Below are 11253 nucleotides of genomic sequence, written 5' to 3'. Positions count from 1 at the left end.
GGCTCGCCCTTCGCGGCCTCGCGGGCGGCGGGCTCGCGCCGTCCTTCCAGATCGTGGCCTTCCTGGTGCTCGGCGCCCTGCTGTTGGGGTGGCGCGCGGCCGCCGCACTGTTCATCAAACTACGTTTCGCCCGACGGGTGGAATAACCTCGGACATAGGGAAGAACACCCAGTTCCAGCAGAAAGGCAGTGCAGTGGCTACAGCATTCGTTCTCATCCGCACCGATGCGACCCGGATTCCGGAGTGCGCCCAGGAGATCTCCGAGATAGAGGGCATCAGCGAGGTCTATTCGGTCACCGGGGAATGGGATTTGATCGCCGTCGCACGGGTCGCCAAGCACGACGAGCTGGCCGATGTCATCGCCGACCGGCTCTCGAAGGTCCAAGGCGTTCAGGCAACGACCACTCACATCGCCTTCCGCGCCTATTCCAAGCACGACCTGGATGCAGCCTTCTCGCTCGGGTTCGAGCACTAGGCTCCGCGGACAGGCGGAGTGCCCCGGACATTTTGTCCGGGGCACTCCTTGTTAATTGTTAAGCTGTTGCGCCCCCCGCGCGGGCCGGAAGGTCAGCGGGTAGCGTCGATCCAGCGCTGCAGCGCCTCGGCCGCGGCACCGCTGTCGATGGCTTCCTCGGCCCGTTCCAAACCGGCGGCCAGCCGCTCCAGCAGCGGAGCGTCGGCTGTTGCCTCGTTGGCCACCAGGGCGGCGGCTGCGTTGAGGACGACGGCGTCGCGCACCGGCCCCTTGTCCCCCGCGAGCACGCGGCGCACCACTTCGGCATTCGCGGCGGCGTCCCCGCCACGCAGGTCGTCCAGCGTGGCCCGGGGGATGCCGAGGTTAAGCGGGTCCAGGTCGTGTTCCGTCACGGCGCCGCCGCGCACCTCCCATACCGACGAGGGGCCCGTGGTGGTCAGCTCGTCCAGGCCGTCCCCGCCGCGGAAGACGAGTGCGCGGATGCCCCGGGCGGCCAGCACGCCGGCGATGAGCGGCGCGAGCCGGGCGTCGGCAACGCCGATGGCGGCCGCCGTGGGATTCGCCGGGTTGGTCATCGGTCCCATGAAATTGAAGGCGGTGGCCACCCCGAGTTCCGCGCGCACCGCGCCCGCATAACGCATGGAGGGGTGGAACACCTGCGCGAAGCAAAACGTGATCCCCGCTTCGACGGCGGTCTGCGCCACGCGGTCCACCGGGAGGTCCAGGCGCACGCCCAGGGCTTCGATCACATCGGCCGAACCGGACGACGACGACGCGGCGCGGTTTCCGTGCTTGACTATCCGGGCCCCGGCCCCCGCGCACACCAGGGCGGCCATGGACGAGATGTTGACGGTATTCTGCCGGTCCCCGCCGGTACCGACGATGTCCAGCTTCTCCCCCGGGATGTCAATCGGCCGGGCGTTGCCGACCATGGCCTCCACCAGGCCGGTCAGCTCGTCGACCGTCTCCCCCTTCGCCCGCAGCGCGACCAGGAAGCCGGCCATCTGCGCGTCGGAGGCCCCGCCGGACATGATCGTGTTCATCGCCCACTGGGTTTGGGCCGCCGTGAGGTCCTGCCGGGAGATCAGGGCAGAGATCAGTTCAGGCCAGGTGGGTGTGTTCTGAGCGTTGGGTTCGGTCGTCACTTCACTAGGTTATCTACGTTTTGTAGAAACTTCCGGATTGTTAACTTCCGCGCCGTTCCGCGGAATCCGGCGGTTCAGGAACCGGAACGCGGCGCCACGCGTTCAAATGCATTGGTGAAGTGGGCAGATTTATAGACATAATGGCCTTGTGACAACTGCAACCCATGCCCCCAGTACCCCGGCGCATCCAACGCTGAATCGCCCCAACCTGGTTTCCGTCGGAACCGTTGTGTGGCTCTCCAGCGAGCTGATGTTCTTCGCCGGCCTTTTCGCTATGTACTTCACCCTCCGCGCCACCTCCGGCGAGATGTGGGCGATGGAAACCGAGAAGTTGAATGTTCCGTTTGCGCTGGCCAACACCATCGTCCTGGTGTCCAGTTCCTTCACCTGCCAGTACGGCGTCTTCGCCGCAGAGCGCTTGCAGGCCCGCCGCTCCGGCGGGCTCTTCAATGTCGCCAAGTGGGGCATGGTCGAATGGTTCCTGCTGACATTCATCCTCGGCGCCATCTTCGTCTCCGTCCAGGCCTACGAATACGCGATGCTCGTCTCCGAAGGCGTCTCGATGTCCTCGAACTCCTACGGTTCGGCGTTCTACATCACCACCGGCTTCCACGGCCTCCACGTCACAGGCGGCCTCATCGCTTTCCTGCTGATCATCGGCCGCGCCTACGTCGCCAAGAAGTTCGGCCATTTCGAAGCCACATCGGCCATCGTCACGTCGTACTACTGGCACTTCGTCGACGTCGTGTGGATCGCTCTCTTCATCATCATCTACTTCCTTAAGTAGACGGCCGAAAGGTCCGCGCCTCGCTGCGAACCGAGCCAGCCGAACATCTACGCACACGCACCGCAAAGTTAGGAACCAACAAGTGAAGGCACTCTCCCAGAGGCGACGACATCCCCTGGCGGCCGTTGCCCTGCTGCTCATGGGATTGCTCGTCACCGGCGGACTGTACGCCGTTGCCGGGAACGTCAACGAGGCCAAGGCCCAAACCACCACCTTTTCCGCGCAGGACATCGAAGAGGGCGAGAAGCTCTTCGTGGCCAACTGCGCAACTTGTCACGGAATCGGTGCTGTCGGGGCCCCGGAGGGTGCGCACGGCAACCAGGCCGGTCCGTCGCTGATCGGCGTCGGCGCCGCAGCCGTGGACTTCCAGGTAGGAACCGGCCGCATGCCCATGCAGATGTCCGGCCCCCAGGCACTGGAAAAGCCGAACCAGTTCAACGAAGAGCAGACCATGCAGCTGGCGGCCTACGTAGCCTCCCTCGGCGCCGGTCCCGCAATTCCGGCGGATGAATTCCTCGACGTCTCCCAGGGTGATCCTGCGGCCGGCGGTGAGATCTTCCGGGTCAACTGCGCCATGTGCCACAACGCTGCCGCAGCAGGTGGTGCCCTGACGCGCGGCAAGTTCGCGCCGGCGCTTAGCGGCGTCAGCGAAGCGCACATCTACGAAGCCATGGCCACCGGTCCGCAGAACATGCCGGTGTTCAGCGACGCGAACATCTCCCCGGAGGAGAAGCGCGACGTCATCGCCTTCCTGAAGACCATCGAAGAGCAGCCCTCCCCCGGCGGGATCTCGCTTGGCGGGCTCGGCCCCGTGTCCGAGGGCCTGCTGATGTGGACGCTTGGATTGGGCGTGGTCATCGCGTTCACCATTTGGCTGACCCAGCGGTCTTCCTAACCTTCGCTTCCGGCGGCCCAACGGGCCGCCGGAGAAGCGCCAACAGTCATTAATGAGTTTTGAACTATTTAGAGAAGGATGAGAGGGATCATGGGCGACCATAGTCACGGCAGTCCGAACACCTCGGGCACCGTTGCTACGGCTGGTCAGAGCGACGTGGAGAAGTTTCAGGATCCTGGACTCCCCCCGCACCGCCCGCGCCGTGCCGACAAAGATCCCCGGGCGGAAAAGCGAGCCGAACGCCAGGTTGCGATACTCTTCGTAATCTCCATCATCGGCACCGTACTTTTCTTCGTCGGGTACTTTGGCATCCGCTTGGATGACACCACCGCAACGCTGCGACTGCAGAACTTCACCCTCGGCATGGGCACCGCTTTTGCCATGCTGGGCATTGGCGTGGGCATTGTCCACTGGGCCAAGACCCTCATGCCGGACCACGAGATCGTCGAAGAGCGCCACGAGGTCCGCACCGAGGAAGACCGCAAGGACGCCGAGCAGATCATCGGCCAGGTCCTGGACGAGTCCGGCATCTCCCGCCGCCCGCTGATCCGCAACACCCTGATCGGCGCCGGCGTGCTGGCGATCCTGCCGGCCATCGGCATCTTCCGCGACCTGTCCAAGGACCTGAACCCTGAGGTGCTGCGGCATACCATGTGGGACGCAGGCGTCCGGTTGACCCGCGACCCCAGCGGCACCCCGATCAAGGCCTCGGATGTCACCATTGGTTCCGCGTTCCACGTCATCCCCGAGGGGCTCAACGAGGCCGAGCACAAGCTCGAGGAGAAGGCCAAGGCCGTCGTCCTCCTGATGCGCCTGAATCCCGACGTCCTCCAGGTCTCCCCAGGCCGCGAAGACTGGAACTACAATGGCATCGTTGCGTACTCAAAGATCTGTACCCACGTTGGCTGCCCGGTGGCGCTGTACGAACAGCACACGCACCACCTGCTCTGCCCTTGTCACCAGTCGACCTTCGATGCCGCCCAGGAATGCAAGGTAGTGTTCGGCCCGGCCGCGCACGCCCTTCCCCAGCTGCCGATCAGCGTCGACGACGAGGGCTACCTGATCGCCACGAGCGATTTCCATGAACCTGTCGGACCGAGCTACTGGGAGCGTGGCTAAGCATGAGCGCTTCAACTGATACCTACGTACCCAAGACGCGGGTCGGGCGGATCACCAACTTCGTCGATACCCGCGTCGGCGGTTCGGGGATCGTCAAGGAATTCGGTCGGAAGATCTTCCCCGACCACTGGTCCTTCATGTTCGGCGAAGTGGCGCTGTACTCCTTCGTCATCCTGCTGCTCACCGGAACGTTCCTGACGTTCTTCTTCGATCCTTCGATGGCCGAGACGCACTACGACGGACCGTACGTGCCGCTCAAGGGCGTCGAAATGTCCGTCGCCTACCAGTCCACCCTGGAGATCTCGTTCGAGGTCCGCGGCGGCCTGTTCATGCGTCAGCTGCACCACTGGTCTGCGCTGCTGTTCGTTGCCTCGGTCTCGTTCCACATGCTGCGCGTGTTCTTCACCGGCGCGTTCCGCCGCCCGCGTGAGCTGAACTGGGTTGTCGGCTGCGTCCTGTTGATCCTGGCCCTGGCAGCCGGCTTCACCGGCTACTCCCTGCCGGACGACCTGCTCTCCGGTAACGGCCTGCGCATCATCGACGGCGTGATCAAGGCAATCCCCTTGGTTGGTACCTACATATCGCTGTTGCTGTTCGGCGGCGAGTTCCCGGGTACGGACATCGTGGGCCGCCTGTACGTGCTCCACATCCTGCTGGTCCCGGCCTTGATCCTCCTGATGATCGCCGTCCACCTGTTCATGGTTGTCGTGCACAAGCACACCCAGTACCCCGGCCCCGGCCGTTCCGAGACCAACGTCGTCGGCTTCCCGATCGGCCCGGTCTACGCGGCCAAGGCAGGCGGCTTCTTCTTCGTTGTCTTCGGCATCCTGGCCGTCATTGCCGCGAACTTCCAGATCCTGGCGATCTGGGACTACGGCCCCTACGACCCCTCCCCCGTCTCGGCCGGTACCCAGCCTGACTGGTACATCGGCTGGGTGGACGGCGCGCTGCGCCTGATGCCCGGTGTGGGCGAGTTCGTGATCTTCGGCCGGACCATTTCGCTGAACGTGCTCATCCCGGCCCTCGGCCCGGCGGCCCTGCTGTTCACCGTGATGTTCGCCTGGCCGTGGATCGAAAGCTGGGTGACCAAGGACACCCGCGAGCACCACATCCTGGACCGCCCGCGCAACGTCCCGTTCCGCACCGCCACCGGCGTCGCCGGCATCGTCTTCTACTCGGTGATGTGGGCAGCTGCCAGCTCCGACTTGATCGCCACGCACTTCCACGTGTCGCTCAACGACGTGACGTACTGGCTGCGCGCTCTGTTCTTCCTGGGCCCGATCCTCGGCTTCATCGTCACGCGCCGCATTTGCCTGGCGCTGCAGCGCAAGGACCGCGAGATCGCCCTCCATGGCCGGGAGACCGGACGCATTGTCCGCCTGCCGCATGGCGAGTTCATCGAGGTCCACGAGCCGCTGAACGAGTACAAGCAGTACCGGCTGGTCAGCTACGAGTCGCCCGAGGTAATCCCGGCGCAGCCGAACAGGGCCGGGCACATCAAGCGCTCCGAGAAGCTGCGCGGTGCCCTGTCCCGGTTCTTCTTCGAAGACCGTGTGGCACCGGTTACCCCGGCCGAGCTGGAGGCTGCACACAGCCACCACGCCGAGGTCGAGGCACCCGCCGAGAAGGCGGAAGTCACCGCCCGCTAAGGCAATATCCACATAGAGAAAAGGCCCCGGACCTGGTCCGGGGCCATTTCTCTGTCTCACCCCTTTGCTTCACCGCGGTGGGGCTCCCTGCGTATACCGGGCGGGACGGGCTCTCACGGCGACCACGGGCGGAACGCGGCCGCACGGCGCTCCCCCGGCGCAGCAGTAGCTCTGGGCCCGGCCGGCGGCGCCATTTGCGGCCGAGACGGCCTTCAGCAGCGCCGTACAGCCGTTAGAAGCGCTTGACGTTGTAGGAACGCGGCGCACGTCCCCCGGGCCGTTGCAGCGGCACCCACAGCTTGTACCGGTCCGCGCGGTAATACGAGATCGAGAAGTCGACCATGGTTTTGGAAACGTAGGCATGCCGCTGGATCTTCAGCAGCGGCGATCCGATGTCCACGCTCAGGAGCCGCGCGATGGAGGGCTGGGCCGCGGTCGCCTCAATCGTGTCCTCGCCCCACTCCATGATGAGTCCGTATCGTTCGCTCAAGACGTTGTACAGCGACGACGGCGGGCCCTCGTCGAGGATCCCCGGCACGCGCTGCGCTGGAATGAAGTTTTCGTCCACGCTCATCGGTTCGGCGTCCGCCAGCAGCAGGCGGCGGAAGCGCACCACTGGCTGCCCCTCCTCGATCTGCAGCTCGCGGGCCACCAGCGGGGTGGCGCCGATCTGCTCGAAGCTGAGGACGCGGGCATCGGGAACCATGCCGCGGCGTTGCATCTCTTCGCTGTAGGACGTGAGCTTGACCTGCAGGTCCAGCTTCGGCTGCCGCACAAACGTTCCCAGGCCGACAATGCGTTCGAGCACCTGTTCGGCGACCAGTGAGTCGATCGCCTGGCGCACGGTCATCCTCGCCACGCCGAAGCGTTCGGCCAGTTCCCGCTCCGAGGGAAAAGCGGCCCCGGGTTCGCAGCGCTCCTGGGCATGCCTGCGCAAAATGTCCCTGAGCTGGACGTGCTTGGCGGTACGGGAGGAGCCATCGAGCCCACCCTCGATCGCGGCGGCGTTCACGGACATGCGGCCTCCTGCTCAGCCGGTTTAATTCCCTTTCATCCTATCCGGTCTAGACCAGCGTCGCCGCGCCCGGCCCCCCGGCGGGGACGACGAAAGGGTCCGGAACCCTGACGGTTCCGGACCCTTTCGTCGTGTAGTTGCGGGAATCAGTGCGCGTGGTCCCCGCGGCTGTATTCGTAGACCCAGCCGATGATGGCTACCGTGGTCAGGCCAACGGCGATGTAGACGATCCACCAGCCGACCGCCAGGCCCATGAACCCAGTGGCGGCACCGAGACCGAGCACGATCGGCCACCAGCTCCACGGGCTGAACATGCCCTGCTCGCCGGCACCCTCATGGATCTCGGCGTCGACCCGGTCCTCCGGACGGGCACCGATGCGCCGCGCCGTAAACCAGAGGTAACCGCCGATCATCAGGGACAATCCGGCCGTCAGGTACAGCGCCAGCCAGCCGACGGGCTCTTCCCAGTTCCCCATGTAGCCGTAGACGGTGGCAACGAGGGCGAAGAACGGCGCAAGCGCAATGAATAGCCAGGCTTCAATCTTCACAGTTATGCGTCCTTCTGGTCAGCGGGACCGGCCATCTGGGCCACCGGTGCCGGAGTCGTCGGGGTGTGCCGCGGTGCCAGCTCCGGGTGGTGCAGGTCCAGGGCGGGGCGCTCCGACCGGATGCGGGGCAGCGAGGTGAAGTTGTGCCGCGGCGGCGGGCAGGAGGTCGCCCACTCAAGCGAACCACCGAAGCCCCAGGGGTCGTCGACCTCGACCTTCTTGCCGTTGCGCCAGGTGATGTAGACGTTCCAGAAGAACGGGATCATCGAGGCGCCCAACACGAAGGATGCAACCGTGGAGAACTGGTTCATCGCGGTGAACCCGTCTTCCGGCATGTAGTCGGCGTAGCGACGGGGCATGCCCTCGACGCCGAGCCAGTGTTGGATGAGGAAGGTGCCGTGGAAGCCCAGGAACAGCATCCAGAAGTGGATCTTGCCGAGGCGCTCGTTGAGCATCTTGCCGGTCCACTTGGGCCACCAGAAGTAGAAGCCCGCGAACATTGCGAACACGACGGTGCCGAAGACCACGTAGTGGAAGTGCGCCACCACGAAGTAGGTGTCGGAGACGTGGAAGTCCAGCGGCGGGGAAGCCAGGATGATGCCGGTCAGGCCGCCGAACAGGAAGGTCGCCAGGAAGCCCAGGCTCCACAGCATGGGCGTCTCGAAGGTGATCGATCCGCGCCACATGGTGCCGATCCAGTTGAAGAACTTCACCCCGGTTGGCACCGCGATGAGCATCGTCATGAAGGCGAAGAACGGCAGCAGCACCGAGCCGGTGACGTACATGTGGTGGGCCCACACCGTCACGGACAGCGCGGCGATGGCGATCGTGGCGTAGACCAGGCCCTTGTATCCGAAGATCGGCTTGCGGCTGAACACCGGGAAGATCTCGGAAACGATGCCGAAGAACGGCAGGGCGATGATGTAAACCTCAGGGTGGCCGAAGAACCAGAACAGGTGCTGCCAGAGGATGGCACCGCCGTTCTCCGGGTTGAAGATGTGCGCACCCAAGCGCCGGTCGGCGCCGAGGGCGAACAGCGCCGAGGCCAGGGGCGGGAATGCCATCATGACGAGGATGGCGGTGACCAGCGTGTTCCAGGTAAAGATCGGCATCCGCCACATGGTCAGGCCCGGGGCGCGCATGGTGATGATCGTGGTGATGAAGTTGACCGAACCGAGGATGGTGCCGAAGCCGGACAGCGCCAGGCCGAAGACCCACAAGTCCCCGCCGACTCCCGGGGAGAAGGTGGTGTTGGACAACGGTGCATAGGCAAACCAGCCGAAGGAAGCGGCGCCCTGCGGGGTGATGAAACCGGCCACCGCAATGATGCTGCCGAACAGGAAGAACCAGAAAGCCAGCGCGTTCAGGCGCGGGAACGCTACGTCGGGGGCACCGATCTGCAGCGGCATGATGACGTTGGCGAAGCCGGCAAACAGCGGCGTGGCGAACATCAGCAGCATCACCGTGCCGTGCATGGTGAACAGCTGGTTGTACTGTTCCTTGGTCTGCAGGATCTGCATGCCGGGCTCGAACAGTTCGGCGCGGATGACCAGGGCCATCACGCCGCCGAGGCAGAAGAAGATGAACGACGCGATCAGGTACATGTACCCGATGGTCTTGTGGTCCGTGGAGGTGATCCAGTTGACGACGATGCGCCCCTTGGACACCGGCACGACGCGCGGAGCTACCGTGGTAGCCCGGTCGTCAGCTGTGTATTCGTACGTTGACACTTGTGGCCCTCGCTCCTTTACTCAGACGCTTCAGCGTAGGGGTTGCGGTCGTACTCTTCGCCGAGCTGGCCGTCCTTGAGCCGCGCCATCTGAGCGTCGAATTCAGCCTCGGAGACCACCGCGACACGGAAGAGCATTTCGGAGTGGTACTCGCCACAAAGCTCGGCGCACTTGCCGTCGTAGATGCCCTCACGGGTGGGGGTGAAGTTCAGGAAGTTGGTCTTGCCCGGGATCATGTCCACCTTCTGCAGGAAGGCGGGAACCCAGAACGAGTGGATGACGTCGCGGGAGTTGATCTGCAGCTCCACGCTCTGGTTGACCGGCAGGTACAGCGTGGGCAGGGTCTCCGGGACGCCGGTCTCGCCGGTCAGGTGGGCCTGCACGCCGGCAAAGTACTTGTCCTGCTTGACGTAGTTGAAGTCCCAGGCCCACTGCTTGCCGCGCACGTCGACGACGACGTCGGGGTTGTCCACCCGCTCGGTGATGTTGGACGTGGTCTTGTCCGTGAAGTAAAAGAAGACCATGACCATGACCACGGGAACCGCGGTGTAGAAGATCTCCAGCGGCAGGTTGTAGCTCAGCTGGCGCGGGTAACCCGTTTCGTCCTTGCGGCGGCGGTACGCGATGATGCACCAGAGGATCAGGCCCCAGGTCACGACACCGACGGCCAGCGCGGCGATCCATCCGTTGACCCACAAATCAATGATTTCGGGCGTGTGGTTGGTAACGTCCCGCTCGGTGGGCAACCAACCCAAACGGACTTCTTCTGAACATCCCGTCAACAACAACGCACCGAGTGCACCCAGACCTGTAGCCTTGGCGATTCTGGCGCGTCGACTGCCGGTTCGAACCTGCGAACTCACAGACGGCCCTTCCTCTTTGTTTCGTGCAAGTGATGCGGCCATGGCAGAGCTGAGCCTGGCCGCATATCCAGTTTTACTACTCACTGTAGAGCTTACCCGCCCACATGACTTCCATGTGACAGGCTCCCCCGTGCGTCGGCCGTCCCGGCGGCCGGAGAGCGCCCTGCAGGCCCTTAGTGGAAGGAGTCTCCACAGGCGCAGGAGCCACCGGCGTTCGGGTTGTCGATGGTGAAGCCCTGCTTGGAAATCGTGTCCTCGAAGTCGATCGAGGCGCCCGAGAGGTAAGGAACGCTCATCTTGTCGACGACGACCTCGACCCCGTCGAAATCACGGACAGCGTCTCCGTCGAGCATCCGCTCGTCGAAGTACAGCTGGTAGATCAGGCCGGAGCATCCGCCCGGCTGTACGGCAACGCGCAGGCGCAGATCCGTGCGGCCTTCCTGCTCCAGGAGGCTGCGGACCTTTCCGGCGGCGACGTCGGTCAAAGCAACTTCATGCGTGGGCAGTTCTGCCGCTTCGGGTGCCGTGGTGGGGGCGGACGAGTTGGTCGTTGCGCTCATTGCACTTCCTTATCTATTTCGGGCCGTCCGGTGACCTGCTGCTATTACTCAGTGGTGCGTCGGGCTTCCCATCCATCGTACGTCTGGTGGGCCGAAATGGGATAACTCTCCCCCGCCTCCAGCCTGGCGCGAACAGGCCTAGAGTCCCTCGCCGTTCAACCGTGCCAGGAGCAGCGCCTGGGCCAGGACCGCGTTGCGGAAGTCCCCGAGATGCAGCGACTCGTTGGCCGAGTGCGCCCGCGAATCGGGGTCCTCGACGCCGGTGATCAGGATCTGTGCCTCCGGATAGACCTCCGTGAGGTCGGCGATGAACGGGATGGACCCGCCCATGCCGGCCTCCACCGGCAGCGTGCCCCACGCCTGCTCCAGGGCCGTGCATGGCCGGCGGCGGTCTTGGGCATGCTTCGAGTCTAACGAGGCGCCGGAGATTGTCCGTTCAGCGCCACCGGCCGCTACCGTGGAAGGCA

General features: G+C 64.5%; 12 protein-coding genes and 1 pseudogene. 6 read left to right on the top strand and 7 right to left on the bottom strand.

The window, feature by feature from the left end; translation table 11 throughout:
- A partial coding sequence (locus tag AC5RUJ_RS05415; RefSeq protein WP_494155651.1) for a DUF3054 family protein occupies positions 1-146 on the top strand: 146 nt, incomplete at its 5' end.
- A gap of 47 nt (positions 147-193) precedes the next feature.
- A complete protein-coding gene (locus tag AC5RUJ_RS05410; protein WP_493978425.1) occupies positions 194-475 on the top strand; it encodes an Lrp/AsnC family transcriptional regulator in 282 nt (93 codons plus the stop codon).
- A 92-nt stretch (positions 476-567) separates the two neighbouring features.
- On the opposite strand, the gene trpD is transcribed toward AC5RUJ_RS05410, so the two are convergent.
- Positions 568-1620, bottom strand: a complete 1053-nt coding sequence (gene trpD / locus AC5RUJ_RS05405) for an anthranilate phosphoribosyltransferase (protein ID WP_494076058.1) — start codon at positions 1618-1620, stop codon at positions 568-570.
- A 148-nt stretch (positions 1621-1768) separates the two neighbouring features.
- Here trpD and ctaE point away from each other — a divergent pair, with 148 nt between their 5' ends.
- The 4 genes from ctaE to qcrB all read left to right on the top strand — a co-directional run bounded on the left by ctaE (position 1769) and on the right by qcrB (position 6070).
- Positions 1769-2407 carry an aa3-type cytochrome oxidase subunit III gene (gene ctaE, locus AC5RUJ_RS05400; RefSeq protein WP_493999749.1) on the top strand — a complete coding sequence of 213 codons (639 nt, stop codon included), beginning with the start codon at positions 1769-1771 and terminating at the stop codon, positions 2405-2407.
- A gap of 82 nt (positions 2408-2489) precedes the next feature.
- Positions 2490-3302, top strand: coding sequence for a cytochrome bc1 complex diheme cytochrome c subunit (qcrC, locus tag AC5RUJ_RS05395; protein WP_493999750.1), 813 nt, complete (start codon positions 2490-2492; stop codon positions 3300-3302).
- Positions 3303-3392: 90 nt separating this feature from the next.
- Positions 3393-4421 (top strand): cytochrome bc1 complex Rieske iron-sulfur subunit, encoded by a 1029-nt coding sequence (qcrA, locus tag AC5RUJ_RS05390; protein WP_493978421.1) that lies wholly within the window; start codon positions 3393-3395, stop codon positions 4419-4421.
- Positions 4422-4423: 2 nt separating this feature from the next.
- Positions 4424-6070, top strand: a complete 1647-nt coding sequence (gene qcrB / locus AC5RUJ_RS05385; RefSeq protein ID WP_493999751.1) for a cytochrome bc1 complex cytochrome b subunit — start codon at positions 4424-4426, stop codon at positions 6068-6070.
- A 232-nt stretch (positions 6071-6302) separates the two neighbouring features.
- Here the strand turns inward: qcrB and AC5RUJ_RS05380 are convergent, their stop codons facing one another.
- From AC5RUJ_RS05380 to AC5RUJ_RS05355, 6 genes and pseudogenes are all read right to left on the bottom strand, one after another.
- Positions 6303-7088, bottom strand: a complete 786-nt coding sequence (locus AC5RUJ_RS05380) for a GntR family transcriptional regulator (protein ID WP_493999752.1) — start codon at positions 7086-7088, stop codon at positions 6303-6305.
- Positions 7089-7231: 143 nt separating this feature from the next.
- Positions 7232-7633 carry a cytochrome c oxidase subunit 4 gene (locus AC5RUJ_RS05375; protein WP_493999753.1) on the bottom strand — a complete coding sequence of 134 codons (402 nt, stop codon included), beginning with the start codon at positions 7631-7633 and terminating at the stop codon, positions 7232-7234.
- 2 nt (positions 7634-7635) lie between these two features.
- Positions 7636-9363: an aa3-type cytochrome oxidase subunit I gene (gene ctaD, locus AC5RUJ_RS05370; RefSeq protein ID WP_493999754.1), complete on the bottom strand. Its 1728-nt coding sequence runs from the start codon at positions 9361-9363 to the stop codon at positions 7636-7638.
- Between the two features lie 17 nt (positions 9364-9380).
- The gene (gene ctaC, locus AC5RUJ_RS05365) at positions 9381-10226 is read right to left on the bottom strand and encodes an aa3-type cytochrome oxidase subunit II (RefSeq protein ID WP_493999755.1); all 846 of its coding nucleotides are present in this window, start codon (positions 10224-10226) and stop codon (positions 9381-9383) included.
- Between the two features lie 173 nt (positions 10227-10399).
- Positions 10400-10786: a HesB/IscA family protein gene (locus tag AC5RUJ_RS05360; protein WP_493978415.1), complete on the bottom strand. Its 387-nt coding sequence runs from the start codon at positions 10784-10786 to the stop codon at positions 10400-10402.
- 138 nt (positions 10787-10924) lie between these two features.
- Positions 10925-11253, bottom strand: a pseudogene (locus tag AC5RUJ_RS05355) (dipeptidase); the annotation flags it as partial.

It is taken from the genome of Arthrobacter sp. Y3223164 (genome assembly GCF_059091005.1).
The sequence above is the reverse complement of the archived record's forward strand: the minus strand, read 5'-3'. Positions and strand labels throughout refer to the sequence as shown.